At 63.2% G+C, this 26,695-nt stretch carries 24 protein-coding genes; 18 read left to right on the forward strand and 6 right to left on the reverse strand.

The window, feature by feature from the left end:
- The first annotated feature begins 89 nt into the window (after positions 1-89).
- From hisB to A9D15_RS14065, 15 genes are all read left to right on the forward strand, one after another.
- Complete coding sequence (hisB, locus tag A9D15_RS13995) at positions 90-698, forward strand: imidazoleglycerol-phosphate dehydratase HisB (RefSeq protein WP_066765975.1); 609 nt, start codon at positions 90-92, stop codon at positions 696-698.
- 3 nt (positions 699-701) lie between these two features.
- On the forward strand, positions 702-1,331 hold the full coding sequence (gene hisH / locus A9D15_RS14000) for an imidazole glycerol phosphate synthase subunit HisH (protein ID WP_066765977.1): 630 nt from the start codon (positions 702-704) through the stop codon (positions 1,329-1,331).
- An 85-nt stretch (positions 1,332-1,416) separates the two neighbouring features.
- Complete coding sequence (hisA, locus tag A9D15_RS14005; protein ID WP_066765978.1) at positions 1,417-2,145, forward strand: 1-(5-phosphoribosyl)-5-[(5-phosphoribosylamino)methylideneamino]imidazole-4-carboxamide isomerase; 729 nt, start codon at positions 1,417-1,419, stop codon at positions 2,143-2,145.
- A 70-nt stretch (positions 2,146-2,215) separates the two neighbouring features.
- Entirely contained in the window at positions 2,216-3,013 is a 798-nt protein-coding gene (gene hisF, locus A9D15_RS14010; RefSeq protein WP_066765979.1) for an imidazole glycerol phosphate synthase subunit HisF, read from the forward strand.
- A 116-nt stretch (positions 3,014-3,129) separates the two neighbouring features.
- A complete protein-coding gene (locus tag A9D15_RS14015; protein WP_066765980.1) occupies positions 3,130-4,743 on the forward strand; it encodes a M28 family metallopeptidase in 1,614 nt (537 codons plus the stop codon).
- Positions 4,744-4,943: 200 nt separating this feature from the next.
- A complete protein-coding gene (locus tag A9D15_RS14020) occupies positions 4,944-6,689 on the forward strand; it encodes a cation:proton antiporter domain-containing protein (protein ID WP_066765982.1) in 1,746 nt (581 codons plus the stop codon).
- Positions 6,690-6,735: 46 nt separating this feature from the next.
- Positions 6,736-7,062 carry a phosphoribosyl-ATP diphosphatase gene (locus tag A9D15_RS14025; RefSeq protein ID WP_066766172.1) on the forward strand — a complete coding sequence of 109 codons (327 nt, stop codon included), beginning with the start codon at positions 6,736-6,738 and terminating at the stop codon, positions 7,060-7,062.
- Positions 7,059-7,442: a histidine triad nucleotide-binding protein gene (locus A9D15_RS14030; RefSeq protein WP_066765984.1), complete on the forward strand. Its 384-nt coding sequence runs from the start codon at positions 7,059-7,061 to the stop codon at positions 7,440-7,442. The genes A9D15_RS14025 and A9D15_RS14030 overlap by 4 nt, the downstream gene beginning before the upstream one ends.
- A 106-nt stretch (positions 7,443-7,548) precedes the next feature.
- Positions 7,549-8,013, forward strand: coding sequence for a YbgC/FadM family acyl-CoA thioesterase (locus A9D15_RS14035; protein ID WP_066765986.1), 465 nt, complete (start codon positions 7,549-7,551; stop codon positions 8,011-8,013).
- A gap of 4 nt (positions 8,014-8,017) precedes the next feature.
- Positions 8,018-8,746, forward strand: a complete 729-nt coding sequence (tolQ, locus tag A9D15_RS14040) for a protein TolQ (protein ID WP_373283463.1) — start codon at positions 8,018-8,020, stop codon at positions 8,744-8,746.
- A 66-nt stretch (positions 8,747-8,812) separates the two neighbouring features.
- Entirely contained in the window at positions 8,813-9,199 is a 387-nt protein-coding gene (locus A9D15_RS14045) for an ExbD/TolR family protein (RefSeq protein ID WP_066765988.1), read from the forward strand.
- 105 nt (positions 9,200-9,304) lie between these two features.
- Positions 9,305-10,036, forward strand: coding sequence for an energy transducer TonB (locus A9D15_RS14050; RefSeq protein ID WP_229660244.1), 732 nt, complete (start codon positions 9,305-9,307; stop codon positions 10,034-10,036).
- Between the two features lies 1 nt (position 10,037).
- Positions 10,038-11,393 carry a Tol-Pal system beta propeller repeat protein TolB gene (gene tolB / locus A9D15_RS14055; protein WP_156521794.1) on the forward strand — a complete coding sequence of 452 codons (1,356 nt, stop codon included), beginning with the start codon at positions 10,038-10,040 and terminating at the stop codon, positions 11,391-11,393.
- Positions 11,394-11,509: 116 nt separating this feature from the next.
- A complete protein-coding gene (pal, locus tag A9D15_RS14060) occupies positions 11,510-12,028 on the forward strand; it encodes a peptidoglycan-associated lipoprotein Pal (RefSeq protein ID WP_229660243.1) in 519 nt (172 codons plus the stop codon).
- A gap of 56 nt (positions 12,029-12,084) precedes the next feature.
- A complete protein-coding gene (locus A9D15_RS14065) occupies positions 12,085-12,630 on the forward strand; it encodes a J domain-containing protein (protein WP_066765994.1) in 546 nt (181 codons plus the stop codon).
- 3 nt (positions 12,631-12,633) lie between these two features.
- On the opposite strand, the gene A9D15_RS14070 is transcribed toward A9D15_RS14065, so the two are convergent.
- Together A9D15_RS14070 and A9D15_RS14075 are read right to left on the reverse strand one after the other, a co-directional pair.
- A complete protein-coding gene (locus A9D15_RS14070) occupies positions 12,634-13,293 on the reverse strand; it encodes a hypothetical protein (RefSeq protein ID WP_066765998.1) in 660 nt (219 codons plus the stop codon).
- Complete coding sequence (locus tag A9D15_RS14075; RefSeq protein ID WP_066766000.1) at positions 13,283-14,047, reverse strand: alpha/beta fold hydrolase; 765 nt, start codon at positions 14,045-14,047, stop codon at positions 13,283-13,285. Before A9D15_RS14075 ends, A9D15_RS14070 begins: the two co-directional genes overlap by 11 nt.
- Before the next feature lie 48 nt (positions 14,048-14,095).
- Between A9D15_RS14075 and A9D15_RS14080 the strand changes: the two genes are divergently transcribed.
- Positions 14,096-14,692, forward strand: coding sequence for a 2'-5' RNA ligase family protein (locus A9D15_RS14080; protein WP_308419906.1), 597 nt, complete (start codon positions 14,096-14,098; stop codon positions 14,690-14,692).
- A 4-nt stretch (positions 14,693-14,696) separates the two neighbouring features.
- Here A9D15_RS14080 and A9D15_RS14085 read toward each other — a convergent pair whose 3' ends face one another.
- Positions 14,697-14,963 (reverse strand): FAD assembly factor SdhE, encoded by a 267-nt coding sequence (locus tag A9D15_RS14085; protein ID WP_066766002.1) that lies wholly within the window; start codon positions 14,961-14,963, stop codon positions 14,697-14,699.
- A 55-nt stretch (positions 14,964-15,018) separates the two neighbouring features.
- Between A9D15_RS14085 and recG the strand changes: the two genes are divergently transcribed.
- Positions 15,019-17,082 (forward strand): ATP-dependent DNA helicase RecG, encoded by a 2,064-nt coding sequence (gene recG / locus A9D15_RS14090; RefSeq protein WP_066766004.1) that lies wholly within the window; start codon positions 15,019-15,021, stop codon positions 17,080-17,082.
- On the opposite strand, the gene A9D15_RS14095 is transcribed toward recG, so the two are convergent.
- From A9D15_RS14095 to otsB, 3 genes are all read right to left on the reverse strand, one after another.
- Positions 17,079-19,340 (reverse strand): DUF1963 domain-containing protein, encoded by a 2,262-nt coding sequence (locus tag A9D15_RS14095; RefSeq protein ID WP_066766005.1) that lies wholly within the window; start codon positions 19,338-19,340, stop codon positions 17,079-17,081. The two genes, recG and A9D15_RS14095, sit on opposite strands and share 4 nt — an antisense overlap.
- A gap of 136 nt (positions 19,341-19,476) precedes the next feature.
- On the reverse strand, positions 19,477-20,862 hold the full coding sequence (otsA, locus tag A9D15_RS14100) for an alpha,alpha-trehalose-phosphate synthase (UDP-forming) (RefSeq protein WP_066766007.1): 1,386 nt from the start codon (positions 20,860-20,862) through the stop codon (positions 19,477-19,479).
- 34 nt (positions 20,863-20,896) lie between these two features.
- Positions 20,897-21,634: a trehalose-phosphatase gene (otsB, locus tag A9D15_RS14105; RefSeq protein ID WP_066766008.1), complete on the reverse strand. Its 738-nt coding sequence runs from the start codon at positions 21,632-21,634 to the stop codon at positions 20,897-20,899.
- A 346-nt stretch (positions 21,635-21,980) separates the two neighbouring features.
- Here otsB and A9D15_RS14110 point away from each other — a divergent pair, with 346 nt between their 5' ends.
- Complete coding sequence (locus A9D15_RS14110; RefSeq protein WP_066766184.1) at positions 21,981-26,645, forward strand: NAD-glutamate dehydrogenase; 4,665 nt, start codon at positions 21,981-21,983, stop codon at positions 26,643-26,645.
- Positions 26,646-26,695 lie beyond the last annotated feature (50 nt).

Here is a 26,695-nt window from a genome sequence, read left to right on the forward strand (position 1 = left end):
AAGACTTCACTGCGTTTCTTGTACGGTATCGGCGCGCATTGGCGCGATCGCGTCTTGCGCGATACGGTTGCAGGCCTATAGCGGCAGCCATGCGTACCGGATCGATCTCGCGTAAGACCAAGGAAACCGCCATCGAAGTGGCGGTCAACCTCGACGGCGCCGGCGAATATGATGTCGCCACCGGCATCGGTTTCCTCGACCACATGATCGAGCAGTTTTCCCGCCATTCGCTCATCGACGTCACCCTGAAGGTCGACGGCGACCTGCATGTCGACCAGCATCACACCGTCGAAGACAGCGCCATCGCGCTGGGCGAGGCACTGCTTCAGGCGCTCGGCGAGAAGCGGGGCATTTCGCGTTACGGTCAGGCCTATTCGCCGATGGACGAGACGCTGTCGCGCGTTGCGCTGGACATTTCTGGCCGGCCCTGGCTGGTCTGGAAGGCGGGCTTCTCTCAGCCGCGTCTGGGCGAGATGGATACCGAGCTGTTCGAACACTGGTTCCACTCGGTCGCGCAGGCGGCAGGCATCACGTTACACATCGAGCTGCTCTACGGGCAGAACAACCATCACATCATTGAATCGATCTACAAGGGGTTTGCGCGGTCGATGCGGATGGCGGTGGAGCTGGACCCGCGCAAAGGCGACGCCGTTCCCTCGACCAAGGGCCTGCTCGGCAAGGGCACCATCGAGGCCTGAGCGATGCCATCGCACGTCGCCCTCATCGATTATGGCGCAGGCAATCTGCAGTCGGTCGCCAATGCGCTGAAGGCGGCCGGTGCGGGTCAGGTCAAGGTATCGGGCGATCCCGAGGTGGTTTTGGCCGCTGAGCGTGTCGTGCTTCCCGGTGTCGGAGCTTATGCCAATTGCATCAAGGCTTTGCGCGCCATTCCTGGCATGATCTCTGCGATGGAAAAACGCGTTCTGGAACAGGGTGCGCCTTTCCTTGGCATTTGCGTCGGGATGCAGCTTCTGGCGACCCGCGGGGTCGAACACGGCGTTCACAAGGGGCTGGGCTGGATCGCGGGTGAAGTCCTGCCGATCGAGGTAACGGACCCTGCTATCAAGATCCCGCACATGGGCTGGAACGATGTCGCGCCGATGCGGCACCATGACGGCGCCGAACTGATCGAGCGGGGTGAGGCATACTTCCTCCACTCCTACCACTTCGTCGCCGACGAGGGTCGCGACATTGCCGCGATCACCGATCACGGTGGTGCGATTACGGCAGCGGTGGCGCGCGACAACATCCTCGGCGTCCAGTTCCACCCGGAAAAGAGCCAGCGCTATGGCATCGACCTGCTGGAGCGTTTTCTCGAGTGGAAACCCTGACGCAGCGCTTCGTTATGAAGTCACTTCGGGCCGGCATATAAAAACAGGCTTTTGCGTGCGCTCTTGCGGTGTATAGGCGCGAGCCATGATCGTATTTCCCGCAATTGACCTCAAGGGCGGCCAGGTCGTCCGTCTCGCCGAAGGCGACATGGACCGCGCCACCGTTTACGGCGACAATCCCGCAGCTCAGGCGAAGCACTTTGCCGAGGCGGGGGCGATGCATCTGCATGTCGTCGACCTCGACGGATCGTTCGCAGGCGAAGCGCGCAACCGCGAGGCGGTCGTGGGAATCGTCGGCGCGTTCGAGGGTTACGTCCAGCTTGGCGGCGGCATCCGCACGCGTGAGGCGGTCGAGGCCTGGTTCGAGGCTGGCGTTGCCCGCATCGTCATGGGCACAGCTGCGCTGAAAAACCCGCAGTTCGTCAAGGACATGGCGAAGGAATACCCGGGCGGGATCGTCGTTGCCGTCGACGCCAAGGATGGGATGGTCGCCACCGCGGGTTGGGCCGATGTGTCCGACGTGCCGGTCGTGGATATGGCCCGCAGGTTCGAGGACGCGGGCGTTGCCTCGCTGTTGTTCACCGACATTGGACGCGATGGGTTGCTGAAGGGCTGTAACATCGACGCGACTGTCGATCTGGCGCGCTCGGTCGATCTTCCGGTCATCGCAAGCGGCGGCGTGAAGGGGCTGGACGACATTCATATCCTGTCGCTCCACGCGCATGAAGGGATCGAAGGCGTCATCACCGGCCGCGCGATCTATGACGGCCGGCTCGACCTTGCCACCGCGCTCGCCATGGCGAAGCGCGACTGATTTTCTGGAAGTGCGGGGCCGCAGGGTGTAATCATCCAGGACTGCCAAAACCCGCCGGAGCGTTTGTTTCATGACTGTCCGTGTCCGCGTCATCCCATGCCTCGACGTTGCCGAAGGTCGCGTGGTGAAGGGCGTGAATTTTGTCGACCTGATCGACGCGGGCGACCCGGTGGAACAGGCGCAAGCCTATGACGCCGCCGGCGCGGACGAGCTCTGCTTTCTCGACATTTCGGCAAGCCACGAAGGCCGCGGCACGCTGATCGATGTCGTGCGCCGCACCGCGGAAGTCTGCTTCATGCCGCTGACCGTTGGCGGCGGCGTTCGTAGTGCCGACGATGCGCGGGCGCTGCTGCTCGCAGGGGCTGACAAGGTCGCGGTCAATTCTGCTGCCGTTTCCCGTCCCGAAGTCGTGGCCGAGATTGCCGAACGGTTCGGCAGCCAGTGTGTCGTCGCCAGCGTCGATGCGCGGCGTGTCTGTGGACCGGGTGTGGATAAGTCCGTGGAAAGCTCCGGGGAAAGCCGGTGGGAAATCTTCACGCACGGTGGACGTAAGGAAACCGGCATCGACGCGCTGGAACACGCAAGGCGGCTGGCCGAACTTGGTGCGGGGGAACTTCTCGTCACCTCGATGGACGGCGACGGCACGAAGAAGGGCTATGACCTTGAACTGACACGGGCGATTGCCGATGCCGTCGGGATTCCCGTGATCGCCAGCGGCGGGGTCGGAACGCTCGACCACCTTGTTGAAGGGGTCACCCATGGTCATGCCAGTGCCGTGCTTGCCGCAAGTATTTTTCACTTCGGGCAGCACACCATCGCAGAGGCCCACGATGCCTTGCGTGCGGCGGGTTTACCGGCCCGAAGCTAAGGTCCGCTCTTAACCGCAATTACGGTTAACGGCCATTTTTCGCGACTGATAACGTTTTCAAACCCGAATGGCTTCGTTACAGGCGTAACCATCCGAATCAAACCCAAGGTCCCGAAATGCGGATTGCCCTCCTGCTGACCGCGTCGTTCGCGCTTGCTTCCTGCGCGACGACCGACACGAATGTTGCGACTGCCCCGAGCGAACGCTCCATCGAGGCGGACGTGCGCTATCTCGCGTCGGACGAGCTTGAAGGTCGTGAGGCCGGACAGCCGGGTTACCAGCGTGCATCGCAATACATGGCCGACCGTTTTGCCTCGATCGGTGTGCAGCCCGGTGCGGCGGATGGAACATATTTCCAGCCCGTAGGCCTTCGCATCATGCGTCCGGGTCCGATGGACAGGAACACGATGATCCTGTCTGGCGACAAGGCTGTGAAGCTGGAGCTGGGCACCGACTATCTCGTCGATGGCATGATCGGCCGTGAAAGCGGCGTGATCGAGGCTCCGCTCGTCTTCGTCGGGCAGGGTTTTGTCGATCCGCGGAACGGCCGCGACGATTTCGCCGGTGTCGACCTCAAGGGCAAGATTGCCGTCGCGATCACCGGCGCACCGGAATTCCTCAACACCGAGGAACGCGCCTATTTCAACGGTCAGCGTTCGCGCGAAATGGCGGATCGCGGTGCGGTCGGCATGATTTCGCTCCTGACAGAAAAGTCGGAAGAGCGTTATGGCTGGGACAAGCGTGTCGAGAACCGCGACAAGTCCACCAGCGCGACCTGGATCGGCGAGGACGGCAAGGCCTACGACCCGCGCGAAGGCATGGTCGCTTCCGCGGTGCTGAACCCTGCTGCCGCCGCGAAACTGCTTGAAGGTCAGCCGATCAGCTATGCCGACGCGATTGCCGCGATTGATATGCCCGGTGCGACCCTGCCCGCATTCGACATGGGCATCATCGCGAAGATCGCGTTCGAACAGAAATTCGAGACAGCGACGAGCCGTAACGTCGTGGGCGTGGTCCCCGGGACCGATCCTGAACTTAAGGATGAATATGTCGTCCTGACCGCCCACCTTGACCACATCGGCGTCGATGAGGGCAAAGAGGGCGACAAGATCAACAACGGCGCGATGGACAATGCGACCGGTAGCGCGATCATGATCGATGTGGCGCGCCGCTTTGCAATGGCGCCACCGCGCCGATCGCTTATGTTCGTGGCCCTGACGGCGGAAGAGATGGGCCTGATCGGTTCGTCCTACCACGCCCGCAATACGATTGTTCCGCGCAATGATGTCGTCGCCAACGTCAATCTCGACATGCCGATGCTGACTTACGAGTTCACCGACGTGGTCGCGTTCGGTGCGGAGCGTTCGACACTTTACGGCGCAGTTGCCAGGGCGGCGAAGGCGGCAGGTGTCGATTTTGCCGAGGACCCGTTCCCCGAAGAGGGTCTTTTTACCCGCTCGGACCACTATTCCTACGTTCGCCAGGGCATTCCTGCGATCTACGTCGAACCCGGCCCTGGTAACGGTGGGCTGGAGGCCTTCGGCGCATTCCTGGGCGAGCATTACCACCAGCCTTCGGATGAAGTTGGCCTTATCCTGTTCGATCAGGCGGCCCGTTTTGCCGATCTGAACTTCGACATTGCACGCAACATTGCAGATATGGACGAAAGGCCTGTCTGGAAGAAGGACGATTTCTTTGGGACCGTTTTCGACGGCCCCATGAAGGACTGACTCCTCCTCTATTAGATCTTCCAGCACCTTTCGTTCAGCGCGGCGGGGCGGGTCACACCCCCCCACCACCGTGACACGTTCCCGTCGCGCACTTTCAATTGTCCTTTTGAAGACTTTCTTCCCCGTAGTTGCCCTGAAGACTGCCCGCTCCTAACTTGGCGCAATCTGCCGGGGCTCTTTCGGTACCAAGGGGAATATCCATGCACGAAGGGGGAGCCGGCTCCAGGCTGGTAGAGGGGCTCATACTCCTCGGTTTCGCGCTTGCCGCCGTGTTGCTTTTTCGCAAGCTGGGGCTGGGTGCCACGCTCGGTTACCTGGTCGCGGGCGCGCTTGTCGGCCCGCAGGCTCTGGGCCTCGTCGGCGGGGCGGAAGACAAGCTGAATTTCGCCGAGCTTGGCATTGTCCTGCTTCTCTTCATCGTCGGTCTCGAACTTGCGCCAAGTCGCCTGTGGAGGATGCGCAAGGAAATCTTCGGGCTGGGCCTTGCACAAGTCGCGCTCTGCGGCCTTGCGGTCAGCGCCGTCATCTACGCATTCACCGGCTTCAGCCTCGCCGCGTCGATCGCGCTCGGCCTGCCGCTGGGGCTTTCATCGACCGCGCAGGTCCTGCCGATGCTGCAAAGCGCAGGGCGCCTGCGCACGCCGGTGGGTGAGCGGTCCTTTGCGATCCTTCTGTTTCAAGATCTCTCGCTGATCCCGCTGATCACCATTATCGCCGCGCTCAGCCGCAATCCCGAGCAGGAGGCCGGACCACCGGGCTGGCAGCTTGCCCTGATTTCGGCAGCGGCCATCGTCGGCCTGATCATTGCAGGTCGCTATCTGATCCGCCCGCTGTTCCGTTTGATCGGCATCTTGGGTGAGAGGGAGATGTTCATCGTCGCCGCGCTTTTCACCATCGTCGGCGCGGCCGCGCTGATGCAGGCGCTTGGCCTTTCCACTGCGCTTGGCGCATTCATCGCGGGCGTGATGCTGGCCAGTTCGCCCTATCGGCACGAGCTTGAAGCCGATGTCGAGCCGTTCAGGTCGATTCTGCTGGGCCTGTTCTTCCTGTCGATCGGCATGATGCTGGACCTGTCGGCCATTGCCGAACGACCGGTCTTCGTCGTCCTCATGGCGATTGCGCTGATCGTCACTAAGGCCACGGTCATTTCGGGGCTGGGGCTGCTTTTGAAGATGCCCTGGCGCAAAGCGCTGGCGATGGGTTTGTTGCTGAGCCAGGGCGGCGAATTCGGTTTCGTCCTCTTTGCAGAAGCGCAGGACGGGTTGCTGATCGCGCCCGAGGCGGCGAGCCTGTTCGGCGCTGTCGTCACCTTGTCGATGGCGACGACCCCGTTCCTGATGATGCTGACCGCCGGGATCCGCAGCGATCCTGTGCGCGAAGGCGAAACGCGGCCCGGGCCGGAGCCGGAAGGCGCGAGCGCGCTGGTCGTCGGCTATGGCCGGTTTGGCCAGACGGTCACGCAGATGCTGATCGCGGGCGGCATCCGCGTCACCATCATCGACCGCGACGTCGAAATGATCGACCGGGCCGCCGAATTCGGGGCGCAGGTCTATTTCGGCGACGGTACGCGGGTCGACCTGCTCAGGCAGGCCGGCGGGATGGAGGCCAAGGCCATCGTCTTCTGCCTCGACGGAGATCAGGTCGAGCCCGAACTGATCCAGTCGGTCCGCGACCAGTTCCCCGACACCGGCATCTATGTGCGCGTCTTCGACCGCAGGGGTATCATGAAGCTCGCCAAGGCGCCCGCCGACTTCATCGCGCGCGAGGTATTCGATTCCGCGATCCTGCTCGCTCGCAAGACGCTGGAAGGGCTGGGCGAGAACGAGGAGGCGATCGACCGGGCAGAGCACGCCTACCGCGACAGCGACGAGGAACGGCTGACCGAACAGATCGACAGCGGCGATCTCAAGGCCGCGCGCGACCGTATCTTCACGCAGCCGCACTGATCGTCCCCCGTTGATCTTTGGCCGCGCGCGGGCCAAGGCTGCGCCGATGACCGAACTCACTACGCTGGAGCGGCTTGCCGCCACGATCGAGAGCCGCAAGGGCGGCAACCCGAACGAGAGCTATGTCGCCAAGCTCTTCGATCGCGGACCCGACTATGCCGCCCGCAAAATGGGCGAGGAAGCGATCGAGACGGTCGTGGCTGCGCTTGCCGGATCGGACGAGGAACTGGTCGGAGAAGCGGCGGATGTTATCTTCCATCTCGCGGTCCTGCTCTCCGCACGCGACCTGTCGATCCACGACGTCATGGCCGAACTCGACCGTCGCGAAGGCGTGTCGGGCATTGTCGAAAAAGCATCTAGGACCAGCGAATGAGCCCCGTCGATCCGACCGCGCCTTACGACGACAACAATATTTTCGCGAAAATCCTGCGCGGCGAACTGCCTTGCACGAAAGTTTATGAGGACGAATGGGCCTTCGCTTTCGAAGATATCGCGCCGGTTGCGCCGATTCACGTCCTCGTCGTGCCCAAAGGCAAATATGTCAGCTGGGACGATTTCTCGGTGAACGCGCCTGCCGAAGAGATCGCAGGTTTCGTGCGGGCTGTCGGCAAGATCGCACGGGAAAAAGACCTTGTCGAAGTGGGTTACCGGCTGATCAACAATATCGGCCCGAACGGCGGCCAACTTGTGCCGCACCTCCACGTCCATCTGCTGGGCGGGCGCGTCATGGGGTCGATGCTGACCCCTCGGTAATACGAAGACCTTTCCGCCAAGGTGAATTGCCGATGAATCGGGCTTCCACAGGCGAAAAATAAGCCGCTTGTGCCCCGAATCGCGGCGCGGCTATGACGCCAGACCAATGGCAGACGTGCTTCCTTCTCCGGCCACCGGATCAATCATCGACGGCGTGCATTATTATGCCGTGCGCGCGTTCTACGAAGATACTGATCTGTCCGGCATCGTCTATCATGCCAACTACCTGCGCTGGTTCGAGCGGGCGCGATCCGACCTGCTTGACCGCATAGGCGTGGACCAGCGCGCGGCCATGGAAGCGGGGGAGGGCGTCTATTCCGTTGCCGATCTTTCGATCCGCTATCGCGCACCTGCCAGGCTTTCTGACACCGTCATGTTGGAAACTCGTGTAAGGCGGATCGGCAAGGCGTCATGCGAACTGAACCAGCGCGCCATGCGCGACGACACCTTGCTGGCCGAAATGGATGTGCGCGTCGGGTTCGTTTCGCCCGATGGCCGTCCCCGCCGTCAGCCCGATGCGTGGCTTGCCGCGTTTAAGACCGTTACTCCCACTCTTCAGACCGAGAGCTAGAGCCTTGTCCCTATCCCAGATCGTTACCCAGCTTGCTTCCGTCGCGGTCCCCGCATCCACTGCGACCGGCGCGCCGACCCGGCTGAACCCTGTCGAACTGTTCCTGCAGGCCGACATCGTTGTGCAGGCGGTGATGGCGGGGCTCATCCTCGCCTCGATCTGGGTCTGGGCGATCATCGTCTCTTTCTCGATGAAGATGGGCCGTCTGGACCGTCAGAACCGCGAGTTCGAGAACCGCTTCTGGCAGGCCGACGATGTCGAACCGCTGGTTCGCACGAACGAGGATCTGCCCTCGCGCCGCGTGGCTGCCGCCGGCATTGCCGAGTGGCAGACCTCCACCCGCCGGGGCCTTCGCGACAAGGAAGGCCTGCGCCAGCGTCTCGCATCCTCGATGGAAGCGGCCGTGACTTCGGAAAGCGACTCCATCGCCGAGAAATTGAACTTTCTCGCCACGGTCGGTTCGGTCGCGCCTTTCGTCGGCCTCTTCGGCACCGTCTGGGGCATCATGAACAGCTTCTTCCAGATCGGCGCGCAGTCGAACACGTCGCTGGCCGTCGTCGCTCCGGGTATTTCCGAGGCGCTTTTCGCCACTGCCATCGGCCTTTTCGCCGCGATTCCTGCGGTCATCGCCTACAACCGCTTCTCGCACCGTGTGAACGCGTTCGAGACGAAGCTCTATCGCTTCTCCGACCGCTTCCACGCCTCGCTCAGCCGCGAACTGGAGACGATGTAAGTGGCGGTAAAGCTCGCTTCACGAGGCGGCGGACGCGGCAGGCGCGGGCGGGGAGGCCGCACGCCCATGGCCGAGATCAACGTGACGCCGATGGTCGACGTCATGCTGGTGCTGCTGATCATCTTCATGGTCGCCGCGCCGCTGCTCGTTGCCGGCGTTCCCGTGGACTTGCCCGACAGCCAGGCCGAGGCGCTCGACAATCAGGACCAGACGCTGACCGTCTCACTCGACGAACAGGGTCTGATCTACATCGACGAACAGCGTATACCCGCAGGCGCCTTTGCTGAACGCCTTTCGGTGATTTCGCCCACGGGGCAGGGCGCGCCGCCCGTCGTGCTGCGCGCTGACAAGGCGCTGGACTATGGCCGTGTCGTTGCCGTCATGGGCGCATTGAACCGCGCGGGTTTCCGGCAGATTTCGCTGGTCACGCACGGTTCAGACGCCAGCCCATAGGCCTTGACCACGATGCGCCTTGCAACACAATCGGGGGACCAGCTCGAAACAGCCCGCTTCGGGCGTGACGACCGGCTGGGCCTTGCCGTTGCTATCGCTTTTCACGTGGTCCTCGTCCTCGTGCTCGTCGCCTGGAAAAAGGAAGCTCCGTCGATGCCGTTGCCCGAAAGGGTCGTGGTGACGGTGTCGGACGAAGTGGCGCTGGAATCGATCTCGCCCAATCCGTCTGCCGATCCGGCTCCGTCGGTCGGGCAGGAAATCGGAGAAACCGAACCGCCTGCGCAGGCCAGCGTTTCCGACGCCGTGAACGACGCAGCCAACGATGCCGTCGCCGCCGCACCGCGCCCTTCGCCGATTCCGCGTCAGCAGCAGCAACAGACCCCGCGCCCTGAGGCCAAGCCCGCCGACCGTTCCGAACGTCGTCGCCCCGACACGCCGTCGAGAGGCAGCCGCCTCGGCAACGATTTCCTGTCGGGTACCGGCGGTTCGGGCAGCGATGCCGACCAGCCAGCGGCCAAGTCTGGACCACTCACAGCTGCCTCACTGGGCTCGGCGATCGCTCGCCAACTGAAGCCGCATTGGAGCGCTCCTCAAGGCGTTGAGGTGGACAAACTGGTCACCATCCTGAGCTTCAGGCTCGCCCAAGATGGTTCGCTGATTGGTCGGCCGACAGTAGTCAGTCAGGCCGGAATTACCGATGCCAATCGTTCTCAGGCAGCGCGGCATGCCGAGAACGCAATTCGCGCAGTTCAACTCGCATCACCGTTCGATTTGCCGCCAGAATTCTACGATCAATGGAAAACGATTGATGCAGCACGCTTTGATAGAAGGCTTTAAAATGAAAAAAGCAGCCATCATCCTCGCCGCCCTCTTGGTCGCTCCCGTTTCAGCCGTTGCGCAAACCGCGGAAGGTCAGGCTTCGGGTGGCTTGAGCCTTTCCGTCACGGACGAGAGCGAGTGGCAGGACCTCGGCATCGCGATTCCCGCTTTCCCGGCACAGCAGGACGTGGCCACTGCCGCCGCGCCGAAGACGACCGGCGCGCTGGGCGTGGAACTGGCCCGCATCATCACCGCCGATCTCAAGAACAATGGCCTGTTCCAGCCGGTCGGCCCCGATGCCTTGCCGCGAATCGCGTTTGGCGAGGCGACCAACCCGCAGTTCGGCCGCTGGACGCCGCTGGGTACAGAAATGCTGGTCCACGGTTTCGTCCGCGCCGCCTCCGATGGGCAGCTGACGGTTGGTTGCTATCTCTACGACGTGCAGCTTCAGTCCGAACTGGTCCGCGAAGGCTATGTCGTCGCGCCGTCCGACTGGCGCCGCGCCGCGCACAAGTGCGCCGACCTGATCTACTCGCGACTGTCGGGCGAGGATCCATTCTTCGATTCCAAGATCGCCTACATCGCCGAAACGGGCCCCAAGGACAATCGCCGCAAGCGTCTGGCCATCATGGACAGCGACGGCGCGAACCACACTTTCATCACCAGCGGGTCCAGCACCGCGCTGACCCCGCGCTATTCGCCCGACTATTCGAAGATCGCCTACCTGTCGTACAACGACGGCAATCCGCGCATCTACGTCTATGACATTTCGTCGCGCAGCCAGACACTGGTAGCGGAAAGTTCAAACCCGACGTTCGCGCCGCGCTGGTCGCCCGATGGACACTATATCCTCTATTCGATGGCGATTGCCGGCAATACCGATATCTATCGCGTGTCGAGCGCGGGCGGTGGCCGTCCGGTCAAGCTGACGAGCAGCCCGGGCATCGATGTCGGCGGGTCTTATTCGCCCGATGGTTCAAAGATCGTTTTCGAAAGCGATCGTTCGGGAAGCCAGCAGATCTACGTCATGGACGCCGACGGTTCGAACCAGAAGCGCATCAGCTTTTTCGGAGGCCGCGCCGCGACCCCGGAATGGAGCCCGCGCGGCGACCAGATCGCCTTCACCCACATCGCCGGCAATTTCCGCATCGCGGTGATGAGCCCGGGCGGAGGGAGCCTGCGCCATCTCACCAATGCCTGGCAGGACGAGGCTCCGACCTGGAGCCCCAATGGCCGCATCGTGCAGTTCTTCCGGACAGAGCGGAATTCGGGCAAGACCAGCCTCTGGCAGGTGGACCTAACCGGTCGCCATCTGCGCAAGCTCGACACCCCCGAAGATGCTTCCGATCCTTCGTGGGGACCGGTTCGGCCTTAACTGCGTTAGTAGAGTAATCGCCAGCGCGGACGACACGGGTCGCACCGTCTGTCGCGCCCGAAATTCGCAAGAGACGGGATCAACCCGCCTTGCATGAAGAGAAGGAGTTTGCCCCAATGTCCATCCTGCGCACCCGTATGATCGCACCCGTCGCTCTAATCGCGGCCGGATCGCTCGCCCTCGGCGCCTGCAAGACCACTCCGGACGAACTTCCCCCTGAACCGACCCCGACGCCGGTTGCCACCAGCACCGCATCGCCGAGCGGCCCGGTCCCCGGTAGCCAGGAAGACTTCCTTGCCACCGTTTCGTCGGACCGCGTCTATTTCGACACCGATCGCTACAATATCGACAGCGCCGACATGGCAACGCTTCAGAGCCAGGCCCAGTGGCTGATGCAGTATCCGAACGTTCGCGTGACCATCGAGGGCCATGCCGACGAACGCGGTACGCGCGACTACAACCTTGCGCTGGGTGAGCGTCGTGCGAACTCGGCCAAGAACTACCTCGTGAGCCTCGGCATTCCGGCGACCCGGATCACGACAGTAAGCTACGGCAAGGAACGTCCGGTCGCGATGGGCTCGAACGAGAGCGCATGGGCCCAGAACCGCCGCGCCGTCACCGTCACAGTGCAGTAAAAGTACGCCAAAGCGAGGTTTCCCCCGACACCGGATCGGGCTATTCGACAACAGACATGGCTCGATCCGGACGTTCGATAGACTGGGGGTTTCCCCGCTGGCGCGGTTACGAAGCCGGTCGCGAGGCGCAGAACGTGCGTCTTTGCGACCGGGTCGGCTGTGAGGAAGTGGGCGACTGCCCCGCTCCGAAAAGCCCGAACAGCCCGGAACGCTGGTATTTCTGCCAAAAGCACGCGGCGGAATACAACAAGGGATGGGACTACTTCGCCGGCCTTGATGCCGAGGAAGCCGCGGCCCGCGCAGCCGATGAGCAGCGCGAAAATTCAGGCTACCGCGAATCCGCCCATTACGGCTGGACCGGATCGGGCGACGGATCGCGCAGCCGTGACGAGATTAACGCGCTCGACGCGCTCGACCTTGAATACGACGTGGATTTCGCCACCATCAAGAAAGCGTGGCGCACCAAGGCCAAGGAAGTCCACCCCGACGTAAAACCGGGTGACGACGCCGCCGCCAAGGAATTCCACAAGCTGCAATTGGCCTACGAAGTCCTGCGCGCCGCGGAAGAGCGTCGCCAGTGGGCGGGGCCTGCTGGGGAATAGGCGCTAATCGTCCGGCCAGACCGGCGGGGGAGGGCCGAGTTCCTTCTCGTCCCACAAACCGGCAATCACCAGCAACCTGTCGTAAAGCGGGTTCGGAAAATCCGGTGTCTCGGGCAGGGGTACGCCGGGTGCGACTTCGCCGTCCATCGTTGCGCGTTTGAGCGCGTTCTTCGCCGCACGGCGCGCCCTGATGTTTTGCCCGCGATCGTGGTGGATGAAGGCCAGCGCAACTTGTCCAGCGAACGACAACTCGGAAATCGGAGATCCCATCATCGTGAGCGCTTCGTCATAGCGGTCGCGATGGCGGCCGGTGGCAACAAGGGCCGCATATTCCCAGCGTGCGGCGGTCTGAAGACCGGATCCGGAACCGGTCTCCAATCGAGCTGCATGCCCCAGATCGTCGAGCGTTCCGCCGACCTGGCCACGCATCGCACGCGCCCTCGCACGTGCATTCAGGGCGCGGGCAGTTTCGAATTCGTCGTTGCAAGCAAGCGATCGCTCGAAAAGCGCCTCGGCGTCCTCTGGATGCTCGGCGGCAATGCCGTCCGCCTTGATCCAGAGATAGGCGGCTTTCTGTCTTCGCGCGCGGGCTATCTTCTTTTCGAAGAGCGCCTGCGTTTCGGCGTCCCAGTCCGGTCCGCGATACCAGTCTTCACTGCCCATTCGCCTCTCCGTCGATCCATTCTTCGACCACCGCTGCGAACAGTTCGGCGTTGGTTTCTGGAAGAAAGTGATCGGCGTTGGCAACGATGTCCAGCGTGGCGTTCTGCATGTGTTTGGCGAGCGCGCGGCTCGGCAGTTCGAAACAGGGGCGCGTGTTGCCACCCATGGCGACCAGCGTCGGCGTTTCGATCCCGGCAAGTTCGGCGGGCCCGATCTTCGTCGGCGCCTCGCCGCCGCCCATGAGCAGCGGCATCATGCGGGCATTGGACAGGTACATGTCCTGCCGGTCCTGCGGCAGCGAGCCAAAGCCTGAGCCAACCAGTTGGCGCACGGCGGCCTCGTTCCCTTCCTTCTCCAGCTTTGCGCCGACCGAACCGAAATACGATCCGAAGTCCTTGCCGAACACCTCCCGCTCGCCTTCGTCCGAGATGTAGTGCGGCAGCGCGGCTTCGTAGAACAGCGCGGAGCGGAACAGGCCGGGAGCATCGAGCAGCGCCTGAAGTCCGACATGGACCGAATAGGACCAGCAGACGATATCGACGTCGCCGCCTATTTCGGCCGCCATGTGGCGCAGTTCCTGTGCATGGAGGCGCGTGCCGAACTGGTCGCCCTCGTCGGGCCACTCGTTGTCGCCGAAATAGGTCAGGGTGATCGCCTGCGCGTCCCATGCGGGTGGAAGCTTGGAGATGACGGGCGACCAAAGCCGGGCATCGGCGGCGGCACCGTGAACAAAAATGAGGCGCGGGCTGACCATTCCAGGCATCCAATGAAACTATCTTGTTGTCTCAAGGCATAGTCCGCGATGCGCGATTGGGGCAAGGTTCGGAACAAGGTCATGCACGCGGCGGTTCGCATGGATGAGACCGGAGAGCAGATTTCCCAGATGAACACCCGACCGATCATCGTCACGGCCACTTTGCCGCCAGACCTGTCCGCTTATGCCGACAGGCTACGGCAGGCGCATTTTCCGCCCGAGCGGAACTTCCTATCAGCGCACGTCACGTTGTTCCACGCGATTCCGCCGTCATGTGAAGCCGAACTGCGCGGCCTGCTGGCAGACCTGACCCGCGAGTTCGCACCCCCGCCTGCGCGGCTCCTCGGCATTCGCTCTCTTGGAAGGGGAACCGCGCTCGATATCGAGAGCCCTGCGCTACTGGCGGTTCGCGATCTTGTCGCCGACCGCTTCGCCGGTTCACTGACAGCGCAGGACGATCATCGTCCCAGGCTGCACGTCACCGTCCAGAACAAAGTCGACCCCAAGGTAGCCAAAGCGCTGCAGGCCGAATTGGCATTGCAAGTCCACCCGCGCGATTTCACCTTCGCGGGGCTGGAGATGCACTTCTACGACGGCGGCCCCTGGGAAGAGGCGGGCCGCTGGAAATTTCGCGGGAAAGGCTGACCGCTCAGCGGTGGATGTGGACGTAGTCCAGCTTGCGCATTTCGGCCATCATCGGCCCTTCATATCGTTCGGGCGTGGCCTCGGTGCCGAGGGCCCAGGCCATGATGTGGACGTCGTCTTCTTCCAGCAGAGCCTCAAACCAGTCGGCATCGGCATCGCTCCACGAAGCGTGGTGCTTGTCGAAGAATCCGCCGATCATGAAGTCGGCTTCGCGCGTGCCGCGATGCCATGCGCGGAACTTGAGGCGGCCAAGACGAGCGTTATCAACCATGCACGCGCGCTTAGCCCTTGCAGACGGCCCCGCGCAAGGCGCTATTAGGGCCGCGATGCGCCCCGAAGTCCTCAATCCGCTTTTTGCTAGCGCCGACAGCCTGAAAGGCGTCGGGCCGAAGCTGGAAAAACCGCTCGAAAAGCTGGGTCTCACGCGGGTGAAGGACTTTGCCTACCACTTGCCCGACCGTTTCATCGACCGCCGCGTCGTTGCCAATCTCGACGATGCAGGCATTGGCGAAAACGTGATAGTGCCGCTGACCCCTACGCAATATCGCGCCAGTCGCAGCGGGCGCGGGCCGTTCAACGTCATGGCGACGGACGATATCGGCAATGTCGTCTCGCTCACCTATTTCGGGCGCGCGTCCTATACCGCGAAGAAACAGCTGCCGCTGAATGAGCGGCGTTGGGTCGCCGGCAAGCTCGACCAGTACGGCGATGCCTTGCAGATCGTGCACCCCGACCATGTGAGCGAAGAAGGCGGCGCGGCGTTCGGTGCGACATGCGAGCCTGTCTATGCGCTTTCGGACGGTCTGACGCAGGGTCGCTTGCAGGCGCTGATCGAACAGGCGCTGGGCGAATTGCCCGAGCTTCCCGAATGGATCGAGCCGGGGCAACTCGCCAAGCGCGAATGGCCGGCATGGCGCGATGCGCTGTTGCTGTCGCACAAGGGCGCGCACAAGGCGGCACGGGACCGGTTGGCCTATGACGAACTATTCGCCTCTGCGCTCGCATTGATGCTGGTGCGGGCAGACAACCGGCGGCGCAAGGGCGTGCCGCTCAAAGGCGACCGTCATTTGCGCGACAAGCTGCGCCTGCCGTTCGACCTGACCGGCGCGCAGAAACGGTCGGTGGGTGAGATCGAGGGCGACATGGCGCAGCAGCACCCGATGCTGAGGCTGCTGCAGGGCGATGTCGGTTCGGGCAAGACGGCGGTTGCGCTCCACGCCATGCTGATCGCGGTAGAGGGCGGGGCGCAGGCGGCGTTGCTTGCACCGACCGAGATCCTTGCCCGTCAGCACTATGAAACGTTGGTCGAAATGGCGCGCGGCACGGGGGTCGAGATCGCGATCCTGACCGGGCGCGACAAGGGTCGGGCGCGGGAATCGATCCTGATGGGCCTGCTCGACGGCGGCATCGACATCATCGTCGGTACTCATGCGATTTTTCAGGAAACGGTGAACTACCGCAATCTCGGGCTTGTCGTGATCGACGAGCAGCACCGGTTCGGCGTGGGGCAGCGGCTGATGCTTCAGCAGAAAGCCAAGGGCACGGCGCATTGCCTTGCCATGACGGCAACGCCGATCCCACGTACGTTGACCCTTGCACAATACGGAGAGATGGAAGTCTCGCGCCTCGACGAGATGCCGCCGGGGCGCAAGCCGATCGACACGCGGGTCATCGCGACCGAGCGGATGGACGATGTCGTCGCGGGGCTTCAGCGCCACGTCGCCGAGGGCAAGCAAGCCTATTGGGTCTGCCCCATGGTGCGCGAGCACGAGACAGAGGACATCGCGGCGGCGGAAGAGCGCTTCGACGCGCTGCGGCAGGTTCTGGGCGAGAACGCCGTGACGCTCGTCCACGGTCAGCTTCGGCCCGAGATCAAGGACGCGAATATGGCGCGCTTTGCCTCGGGTGAAGTCGCGGTGCTGGTCGCCACCACGGTGATCGAGGTGGGCGTCAACGTCCCCAATGCCTCGCTGATGGTGATCGAACAAGCCGAACGCTTCGGCCTGGCCCAGCTTCACCAGCTGCGCGGCCGCGTCGGGCGTGGGGCGGAAAAGTCGGTGTGCCTGCTGCTGCGCGGCAATACGCTGTCGGAAACGGGGCGCGAACGGCTGGCGCTGATGCGCGAGACGCAGGACGGGTTTCGGCTGGCTGAAGAGGATTTGCGGCTACGCGGCGGGGGCGAAATCCTGGGCACGCGGCAGTCGGGTGAGCAGGCTTTCGTGGTCGCGACGCCCGAACAGATCGCCGAACTGCTCGAAGTCGCGCACGACGATGCCCGCGTGCTGATGGAACGGGACGGCGGCCTGACCGGCTCACGTGGAGAAGCTGCGCGGACCGCGCTCTACCTGTTTGAGCGCGATTACGGGGTGCAACTGCTGCGTGGCGGTTAGGCCGCGGCGACAGTCATCCGCACGCGATCGAAATTGCGGGCCGCAAGGTCATCGGGCGCGATCGTGAATTGCAGGACGCCGGTGCCGAAGAAGTGGCCCAGCGTCTCGTTGCCGCCGATTTCGAGCAGCAGGACTTCGTCTTCCACGAACTGGCCGACTTCTCCCTGCACGTAGCTCGGCGTGCCGAAAATGCGGTTGGGGACAGGTGCCTGCGGGTTGGCCGAGAGTCGATGAACGCCTGCTTCGGCGGCGATGCGTTCTGCGGGGATCGCATCCATCGCCTTGCCCTTCGCACCGATGGTCGTGTTGACCGCGGCGGAGACGAGGCTCTGGAAAACCGGTTCCAGCGGTTCGCGGACCTGTTCCATCCAGCCCCACATCTCGTTCGCCGAAAGCTGCGGGATGGAATCGAACGGCTCTTCACGCGATGCGACTGCGTAGAGCATGCGGGTCTCATCCAGCCATCGGGTAAGTTCGGCTGGCTGCCCGGGCTGACGCAGTTGGCCCAGCAGCCACGCGCAGACGATGCGGACGGCCGACCAATCGTGCGGGAAGGCGGGGTAGGGACGAGCGAACTCGCGCGGCAGCGGGGCCGGGGCAGGCGAAAGGTCGAGACGCGAAAGCGAGGTGTGGGTCGCGTCGTCGGACTGCCAGAATTTCGTGTCGTTGAGGCCAAGGTTCATGCCGACCGGCTCGAACGGCCAATGCGGCAGGCGGCGCGGGATGATGCCGCGTGCGTCGTGATCTTCACCTGCGCAGATCGGCCAGGCCCAGATCGCTTGCGAGCCGTAAGCGGGCGCAAGGTCTTCGGGCGTTGCCACTGCGCTCCAGCCGTCGCCGTTTCCGGCTACGTGGATGAAGCGGTAGGCCATCGGCCTGCTCCAGTCGAGGTCCATGAACAGGTACAGGGCACCATCGCGGGGCAGCAAGTCGGTCGGGTCGGTGACGGCAAGCTTCGCGCAGTCCCACTGCATAACGAAAGTCAGCGGGATGTCGCCAGCTTCGGTCATGGCGCGGGGCCATGCGAAATCAGGCGGCGCGACGGGTGAGCCGCCGTAGAACGAAAGGCCAGACGGGCCTGCGGGCGGTAATGCTTCGCGGAAGACGATGGCATGGCCGCGCGCCGCCTCGATGGGAGAAGAGGCGGGCGCGGTTTCCGGTGTGGGCTTTGCGGCGGGGGCGGCATTTGCGGCTTCCTCGGCCACTTCCTCCTCGCGCGGCACGAGGCTCATCGGCTTGGCCGGGCCGGTAGCCGCGAAGCGCTCGAAGTCCTCGAAGTCCTCGAAGTTGCTGCAGTCGAGGCCGTGAGAGGCGGGCTCTTCAATCGCCGCGGGCTCGGGGCTTTCTAAGGATTCGGGCGCGGGATCTTCGTCGTCGTTCGAGAAGTCCAACGGCTCGTTCGCCGGATATTCCGGCTTTACCGGCGTTCTGACCGGCGCCTCGAAGCTGGCGAGGTCGAGCACTTCTTCGGCGGGCTCTTCGGCCACTCGGTCGACAGTTTCTTCTGCCGGCTCTTCGAAGTTCGAAAGGTCGAGGATTCCATCTTCCGGTTCTTCCCCGCTGGTGAAATAGTCCGGTTTTTGATTGGGAGAGACATGCTCGACCACCTCAGCTTCCGGCTCGGAGAAGTCGGTGAGATCGAGAACTTCGTCCTCGCCTTCGTCTGCTTCTACTCCGCTTACGAAGGCGACCGGCTTTTCCTGCTGGGTATCTTCAACGAATGCGACCGGCTCTGCCTCGCCATAATCGTTGAGGTCGAGAACTTCTCCATCATCATCCTCGGTTACTTCATCAAACGGTGAAAGTTCGAGAACCGGAGGCTCGGCCTCGGCGACCGGCTCTTCCTCGACCGCGAATTCGCCTACCAGTTCAAGGACCGGCGGTTCGGGCGGACGTGTCGAATAGGCGGGCTGGGGGACGGGCGGGGCGTAAGCGGGCGGCTCCATCGCGCCCTGCATGTCGCGCGCCATCGGCGGAGGGCTGACTTGCGGCAGGGGGCGGTTTTCCAGACGCGCGCGGATCGAGGCGGGATTTAGATCGCGCACGGTTGCGTTCGCAGTCTGCAAGGTGCTATCCGCTCCTTCGCGGCGGCGCTGCTGTTCCGAACGGTAGAGCAGGAAGATCAGCGCAAAGCCGATGAAGGACGCAAGGATCGTCGTCGAGAGCGGTATCTGCGGTAAAATCGTCTTCAACGCCACGATCGAACCCGCAACGATCGTCGCGATCAGAATGATCCGTACAGAACCTGCCTGCTTCATCGTATCCTCCGCGCAGCCCGCATGAATGCGCGGGCTGACGGGGGATCGTAGCGTCAATGGTTTACGAAAGACTTTAGGCGCGCTCTTGCGCCATTCCGGCGGGTTCGGAGAGTTAATCGCGGCCTTGGGGCGCGGATCATTCTGCCGGTTCGGTGTGCGGCGTTTCCTCGATCAGGTTTACAAACTTCTCGCGCCACCAGTGGACGTCCTGCGTCCTCACGCCTTCAAGCAGCGCCTGGTGCCGCCGCTTGCGTTCTGCCAGGGGCATCGTCATCGCCCTGTGGATTGCGTCTGCCACTTCCTCGGGCGCGTAGGGGTTCACGATCAGCGCTTCCTTCATCTGCGCAGCGGCACCGGCAAAGCGCGAAAGCACCAGAACGCCGGGATCTTCCGGGTCCTGCGCCGCGACGAATTCCTTGGCGACGAGGTTCATCCCGTCGCGCAAGGGCGTGACGAGACCGACCTTGGCCGCACTGTACAGTGCGGTCAGCTCGTCCCGCGAATAGCCGCGGTTGACGTAACGGATCGGGGTCCAGTCCACTTCGGCAAAGGCGCCATTGATCCGGCCCGCCATCTCGTTCAGCTTTTCGCGGACGTGCTGGTACTGCTCGACCTGACCGCGCGATGGCGGTGCGACCTGAATTAGCACGACCGAGCGGTGTGCTTCCTCGTGCTTGTTAAGATAGTGTTCGAAACTGTTGAGGCGTTCTTCCAGCCCCTTGGAATAGTCGAGCCGGTCGACCCCAACGATCATGCTGAGCTGGCGCAACGAAACGCGCATGCGCTCTGACAGGTCCTGCGCGGCCTTCGTCGTGCTGGCCTGCAGGAAATTCTTGAAGTCGATGCCGATAGGGCAGACGACCGCGCGCAGGGTCATGTCGTCGACCGTCACGTATTCGCCGTCGACGGATCCACCCAGTTCGTTGACGCAATAGTGGAGGAAACTTTCCAGCCACTCCTCGGTCTGAAAGCCGATGACGTCATAGGCGAAGATCGTGCGGACCAGCCGCTCGTGATAGGGCAAAGAGACCAGCAGGCGCGTAGGTGGCCAGGGCGTGTGCAGGAAGAACCCGATGCGGTTCTTCACACCGTGTTCGCGCAGCTGCGAGGCGATCGGGATCAGGTGATAGTCGTTGATCCAGACCGTATCGCCCGGTTCGATCATGACGTGGAGCGGTTCGGCAAAGCGCTTGTTCACACGCTCGTACCCGCTGCCGAAGCTGCGGTTATATTTCGCAAGATCGATGCGGTAGTGGAACAGCGGCCAGAGAGTGCGATTTGCAAAGCCGTTGTAGTATTCCTCGACGTCCTGCGGTTCGAGGTCGACCGTTGCCGAACGCACACCATCGATCTCCTCGAACGAGACCGAGCCGTTGAATTCCTCGACCGTGCGGCCCGACCACCCGAACCAGAGACCGCCGGCTTCGCGCAATGCGGCCTGAAGCGCGACGGCAAGCCCGCCTTGCGCCGCATCGGGAGTCGGCATGGACACGCGGTTCGATACGACGATGAGGCGGCTCATGCGGTCATTCCCCTGTTTGGGCATGTATTGGCGGTCATCCCGCAGGCTCCAACGCACGGGCGAGCCATGCGTTCACGGCGTTCGGATCGGAAAGATGATAGCTTGCACGGGTGTCACGAATGCGGCCGACGAGAATGCCGTGGCCGCCGTGGTCGCCGACGCGGGCGAAACCGTCCTCGTCGGTTACGTCATCACCCAAAAATATGGGTCGAAAACCCGCGAACGGCGCGTGGCTCATCAGTTCGGCAATGGCCGTACCCTTGTTCACTCCGCCGACCCGGACTTCGATCATGTCGTGGCCGTGCTGAAGGTGGAGGTCGCCCGCCACTCCCTTGGCAAGGTCGATCGAGGCATCGGCAAAGGAGGGTGCCAAACGGAAGTGTAGCGCGGCGCCAAGCGGCTTGTCCTCGAACAGGACGCCGTCCTTGCCATTTGCAAACTTTATGAAAGCGGCCTTTGCCTCGTCGAGCTCATCTGGCCGGTCCAGCCCGTCGCGGCTACCGTCGGGAAGCCGCCATTCCGCGCCGTGGCTGCCCGCGATGGAGAGGCCTTCGAAGCCGAAATCGTCCAGCACCTCGATCGCGCGCCCGCTGACGAGCGCGAGGCGGCCCTCGAACAAGACGGAAAGTCGGTTCATCCGATCGATCAATTCGCGCGTCACGACCACGCCTTCGGGCCGTTCGGCCAGCGGAACCAGAGTCCCGTCGAAGTCGAGCAGCAGCACGTCCCTGGTGGGATCGGGCGGTGGCGGCGATTGAAGCGGTAAGGTCACGTCCCGACCTATGTGGCCCGGGGAACGTGCCGGTCAAGGTTCATCTCGCACCTGCAGCACGTAAAACGGCAGATTTGTGCGACTTTCCTTGTGCACCAACCATCCCACAGCGATTGCCCCGATTGCGCCAATATGCGACGGGGCAGGCATTGAGAAACCCGCCTGCGGGGCGGCGCGAACCGATACGGCCGGGAGGAAGGTCGCCGGTTCGTCACGAACAGAAGTCACAATTCGGAACAAGGCCCGCAAAGGGCGGTTCCATCAGGTACGACCGACCCCGTTTTACGGCACAAGAATGAATTGCGAGGGGAACTTGACCGAAATCGCAGACAAGCCGGGCATCGAAATGAAGACGCTCGCTCCCGAACTCGTCCGACACATCGTCGACTCCGAACTTCCCGGCGACGAGCCGCTGGCAAAGGACAGGCGAGAGGAAATCGCCCAGTTCCTGCTCGAATCCTCAGCCATTCGCGAAAATGGCGATGTCATCATCGCCATCGCCTCGGTGCCCGAAGGGCGTCGCGGCACGCGCATCGCGATCGTGAACGACGACATGCCGTTCCTGGTCGATTCCATCGCATCCACGCTCGCCGATTTCGGGCTCGTCGCCGACACGCTGATCCATCCGGTCGTCCCGGTAGAGCGTGACGAGGCTGGCAAGCTGCTTGCCATCAAGGGCGAGAACAGCGACGCGCCTGAGGAATCGATGATCTATGTCGAGGCTGCGCGCGTTGACGGCGCGCATCGCCGTCAGATCGAGCAGGCTCTGAAGACGACGCTCGCCGACGTGCGCGCTGCGGTTGAGGACTGGCAGAAACTGGTCGCCGCGATGGAAAAAGACGCGCGTAGCGTTACCGATCCCGAAGGGCGCGCCCTGTTGGACTGGTTTGCTGGCGGCATGCTGACGCAGCTAGGCCACGTGACGCGCAAGCGCGACGGGTCGAACAGCCAGCGCCTTGGCGTCTGCCGCAAGAGCGCGAAGGACATCCTTGCCGATGCATCGTGGGACCGCGCCTTCGCATGGTTCGACGACTTGGGTGACAAGGCGCTGTCGAAGGCGCCGCTGGTGGTGAAGGCGAACCAGATATCCAAGGTTCACCGCTCGGTCCCGCTCGACCTGTTCCTCATACCGGTTATGGAAAAGGGCAAGGTCGTCGCGATTTCCGCGCACGCGGGCGTCTGGACGAGTGCCGCGCTCAACACGCCGCCCGATGAAGTGCCGCGCATGCGCCGCGAATTCGGCGAGCTTACCGTGCGCCTCGGCTTCGATCCGCGCGGGCACACCGGCAAGGCGGTGCTTCATGCATTGACCGTCCTGCCGCACGATCTGCTCATCGGTTTGCAGGATCATGCCATCGCACGGCTTGCCACGATGATGTCGGGCCTCGTCGATCGTCCGAAACCGCGCCTTGCGCTGGTCGAGGCTGCGCTTTCGCGTCACCTGTTCGCTTTCGTGTGGCTACCGCGCGACCTGATGAGCACGCAGACCCGCATCCGCATCATGGACATGCTGGAAAGCGAGTCGAAGGCAGACATCCTCGACTGGACGCTGCAGATCGAGGGCGGAAACCTCGCCCGCCTGCACTTTGTGCTCGATATTCGCGGCGGGCAGCACGTTCCGGATGAAGGTGCGCTCGATGCGCGGCTTCAGACGATGCTGCGCGGCTGGGAAGAGGCGGTCGAGCACGAGCTTGCCGCATTCGAGGAACCGGGCCGCGCCGCAGCCCTTGCCCTGCGCTTTGCCGCCGCGTTCCCTGTTTCCTACCGGGCCGACTACGGCGCGCAGGAAGCCGCGCTCGACATCCTGCGCATGAAGGGGCTGGCGAACCTTCCCGAGGATACGACTTCGCTTCGCCGCGATGCGCGTCTCTACCGGCTCGACAGCGATCCGGAAAACCAGCTTCGCCTGAAAGTCTATCAGTACGAAGGCACCTTGCCCCTGTCGGACGCGGTTCCGGCGCTTGAAAACTTCGGTTTCCGCGTTCTGGCCGAAATGCCGACGCGCCTCGATGAAAGCCGGATCGGCACGATCCATGACTTCTTACTCGGACTTGGCGACGATGCACCGGTCGATGCGGCGCTCGCACGGGCCAGCGACATCGAGGCGGCGATCGCAGCCGTGCTGAACAACCGGGCCGAGAACGACGTGTTTAACCGACTGGTCGTTGCGACCGGTCTCGGGCACCAAGAGGCCGAGTGGCTTCGCGCGCTCTATCGCTATTTGCGGCAGGGCGGTCTTGGTTTCACGATCTACACCGTGGTCGACGCTTTCGTTGGTGCGCCGGACGTGACCCGCGGCCTGGTCGACTTGTTCCGTTCGCGCCACGATCCCGCGATGGCCAAGGCCGACGCAGCGGCCGAAAAGGCGCGAAAGACGATCGTCGATGGTCTGGCCAAGGTCAACGCCATCAACGACGACCGTCTGCTTCGCCAGTACAACGCCACGATCGAAGCGATCTTGCGCACCAACGCCTTCGCGCCTGCCTCGGAAGAGGCGCTGGCGATGAAGTTCGATAGCGCAGGCGTTCCGGGCCTGCCCAAGCCGCTGCCCTGGCGCGAGATTTTTGTCTATTCGCGCCGGGTTGAAGGTATCCATCTTCGTGCAGGGCCGGTCGCGCGTGGCGGTCTGCGTTGGTCAGACCGGCGCGACGACTATCGCACCGAAATACTCGGCCTGATGAAAGCGCAGCGCGTGAAGAATGCGGTCATCGTGCCGACGGGCGCGAAGGGCGGTTTTTATCCCAAGCAGCTTCCCGACCCCTCGAAGGACCGCGATAGCTGGGCCGCAGAGGGGAAGGCCAGCTACGAAATTTTCATCCGCGCGCTGCTTTCCGTCACCGACAACATCGTCGACGACAAGGTCGTGCATCCCGATGGGGTCAAGATCCTCGACGGGGACGATCCCTATTTCGTCGTCGCCGCCGACAAGGGCACGGCCAGCTTCTCCGACATTGCCAACGCCATCGCACAGGCCGAAGGCTTCTGGCTGGGCGATGCTTTCGCCAGCGGCGGGTCCAACGGCTATGACCACAAGGCGATGGGCATCACCGCCCGTGGCGCTTGGATTTCGGTGCAGCGCCACTTCCTTGAAATGGGCGTCGACGTTCAGTCCGATACGATCAGCGTCGTTGGTTGCGGCGATATGTCGGGCGACGTGTTCGGCAACGGCATGCTGCTGTCCAAGGCGATCAAGCTGGTCGCCGCATTCGACCACCGGCACATCTTTATCGATCCCGATCCCGATCCGGCCGCAAGCTGGAAGGAACGCAAGCGAATGTTCGAACTGCCGCGTTCCAGCTGGGAGGATTACGACGAAAAGCTGATCAGCAAGGGCGGCGGCGTCTTCCCGCGCACGATGAAGCGCATCCCGTTGTCGAAACAGGCGCGCGAAGTGCTGGGCATCGAGGAAAAGGAGATCGAGCCCGATGCGCTGATTTCCGCTGTGCTGAGGGCCCCGGCGGACCTTTTGTGGTTCGGCGGTATCGGAACTTACGTAAAGTCGACCGCGCAGAACCACGTCGCCGTGGGCGATCCTGCAAACGACCGCCTGCGCGTCGATGCGAGCGAGCTTCGCGTGAAGGCCGTCGGCGAGGGCGCGAACCTTGGTATAACGCAGGCCGGTCGTATCGAGTTCGCCCTGTCCGGCGGGCGCATCAATACCGACTTCATCGACAACTCGGCAGGCGTCGACTGTTCGGACAACGAGGTGAACATCAAGATCGCGCTCGAAGCGGCGCGCAAGGCCGGTCGCCTGTCGGAAGAACGGCGCAATGCGCTGCTTGAAGACATGACCGAGGAAGTCGCGGCCATCGTGCTGGAGGACAATCGTCTCCAGACGCTGGCGCTGTCGGTGGCAGAGCAGGGCGGTTCGCCCGCCACGGCTTCGCAGATCCGCCTGATCGAACAGCTCGAGGATGGCGGCAATCTCGATCGCCGGACCGAAGGCCTTGCCGCAAGCGACGTCTTCACCCGCCGCGCTGCGGAAGGTCACGGGTTGACCCGGCCCGAACTGGCAGTGCTGCTGTCGAGCTCGAAGCTGGTTCTGCAAGATGCGATCGAAAATTCGAAGCTGCCCGACGATGCCGCGATGGAGAAGACGCTCGTCACCTCCTTCCCGGAACAGTTGCAGGACAAATTCCGCAAGTATCTTGAGGGGCACCGCCTGCGGCGTGAGATCATCGCGACCGAGCTTGCCAACCGGATCGTGAACCGGCTGGGCATGGTTCTGCCGTTCGAACTGGCGGAGGAGGAGAATGCGCTTCTCTCCGAGATTTCGGCGGCCTTCGTCGCGGTCGATCGCCTGTTCGACTTGCGCGATTTGTGGGAGAAGATCGAGAGCGCGAAAATGCCAGAGGAGGCGCGTCTCATGCTTCTCGACCGGACGGCAGGTGCGGTGCGCAGCCACATGGCCGACGTGCTGCGCCTTGGCGCCGGCGAAATCTCGCCTTCTAAAATCCATGACCGGCTGCGTCCGCAAGTGGACCTGCTGGCCACCGAAACGTCCAAGCTGCTCGAAACGGCGGCAAAGGCACATTCGGATCGTCTTCGCACCGAACTGACGGGCAAGGGCGCTCCGGCGGCGCTGGCCGATGCGGTTGTCCACCTCTACCAGCTGGACGGCGCGATCGGCTTGGCGCAGCTTTCGGCAGACAGCGGCATCAAGGCCCGCACGGTCGCGGCGACTTTCACCGAACTTGGCGCAAAGCTTGGCATCGACTGGGCCCAGCAGACCGCCGCGGTGATGAGCCCGTCGGACCCATGGGAACGCCTGTTGGTCGCCGGCCTGTCGCGTGACCTTCAGCAGATGCGCCTGCAGTTCCTGCACAAGCTGCTGCGAACAGAAAAGGCCAAGGCCGATCCGGCAGAGGCGCTCGCGAACTGGATCGAGAGCCGCCAAGCGGCGATCCGCCAGTTCCGTTCCATGGTAGGTCGCGCCGAAAACTCCGTCCCGGTCTCGCCCGCCATGCTGGCGCACATTGCGGGACAGGGGCGCACGCTTTTCGCAAGCTGATGGATTAAACCCCGTTCGGGGCTCGTTCCTGTAGTCGAAGGCCGGTTCAC

Source organism: Croceicoccus pelagius (genome assembly GCF_001661915.1).
Lineage (GTDB): Bacteria > Pseudomonadota > Alphaproteobacteria > Sphingomonadales > Sphingomonadaceae > Croceicoccus > Croceicoccus pelagius.

Excerpts from the sequence above, each read along its gene's own strand:
- hisB (WP_066765975.1), top strand. The coding sequence starts at position 90 with ATGCGTACCGGATCGATCTCGCGTAAGACCAAGGAAACCGCCATCGAA.
- A9D15_RS14020 (WP_066765982.1), top strand. The coding sequence starts at position 4,944 with ATGCACGAAGGGGGAGCCGGCTCCAGGCTGGTAGAGGGGCTCATACTC.
- A9D15_RS14030 (WP_066765984.1), top strand. The coding sequence starts at position 7,059 with ATGAGCCCCGTCGATCCGACCGCGCCTTACGACGACAACAATATTTTC.
- A9D15_RS14015 (WP_066765980.1), top strand. The coding sequence starts at position 3,130 with ATGCGGATTGCCCTCCTGCTGACCGCGTCGTTCGCGCTTGCTTCCTGC.
- hisF (WP_066765979.1), top strand. The coding sequence starts at position 2,216 with ATGACTGTCCGTGTCCGCGTCATCCCATGCCTCGACGTTGCCGAAGGT.
- A9D15_RS14035 (WP_066765986.1), top strand. The coding sequence starts at position 7,549 with ATGGCAGACGTGCTTCCTTCTCCGGCCACCGGATCAATCATCGACGGC.
- pal (WP_229660243.1), top strand. The coding sequence starts at position 11,510 with ATGTCCATCCTGCGCACCCGTATGATCGCACCCGTCGCTCTAATCGCG.
- A9D15_RS14075 (WP_066766000.1), bottom strand. The coding sequence starts at position 14,047 with ATGGTCAGCCCGCGCCTCATTTTTGTTCACGGTGCCGCCGCCGATGCC.
- A9D15_RS14095 (WP_066766005.1), bottom strand. The coding sequence starts at position 19,340 with ATGAAGCAGGCAGGTTCTGTACGGATCATTCTGATCGCGACGATCGTT.
- otsA (WP_066766007.1), bottom strand. The coding sequence starts at position 20,862 with ATGAGCCGCCTCATCGTCGTATCGAACCGCGTGTCCATGCCGACTCCC.
- A9D15_RS14045 (WP_066765988.1), top strand. The coding sequence starts at position 8,813 with ATGGCCGAGATCAACGTGACGCCGATGGTCGACGTCATGCTGGTGCTG.
- A9D15_RS14070 (WP_066765998.1), bottom strand. The coding sequence starts at position 13,293 with ATGGGCAGTGAAGACTGGTATCGCGGACCGGACTGGGACGCCGAAACG.
- A9D15_RS14080 (WP_308419906.1), top strand. The coding sequence starts at position 14,096 with ATGCGCGATTGGGGCAAGGTTCGGAACAAGGTCATGCACGCGGCGGTT.
- A9D15_RS14065 (WP_066765994.1), top strand. The coding sequence starts at position 12,085 with ATGGCTCGATCCGGACGTTCGATAGACTGGGGGTTTCCCCGCTGGCGC.
- hisA (WP_066765978.1), top strand. The coding sequence starts at position 1,417 with ATGATCGTATTTCCCGCAATTGACCTCAAGGGCGGCCAGGTCGTCCGT.
- A9D15_RS14025 (WP_066766172.1), top strand. The coding sequence starts at position 6,736 with ATGACCGAACTCACTACGCTGGAGCGGCTTGCCGCCACGATCGAGAGC.
- recG (WP_066766004.1), top strand. The coding sequence starts at position 15,019 with ATGCGCCCCGAAGTCCTCAATCCGCTTTTTGCTAGCGCCGACAGCCTG.
- tolB (WP_156521794.1), top strand. The coding sequence starts at position 10,038 with ATGAAAAAAGCAGCCATCATCCTCGCCGCCCTCTTGGTCGCTCCCGTT.
- A9D15_RS14085 (WP_066766002.1), bottom strand. The coding sequence starts at position 14,963 with ATGGTTGATAACGCTCGTCTTGGCCGCCTCAAGTTCCGCGCATGGCAT.
- hisH (WP_066765977.1), top strand. The coding sequence starts at position 702 with ATGCCATCGCACGTCGCCCTCATCGATTATGGCGCAGGCAATCTGCAG.
- A9D15_RS14110 (WP_066766184.1), top strand. The coding sequence starts at position 21,981 with ATGAAGACGCTCGCTCCCGAACTCGTCCGACACATCGTCGACTCCGAA.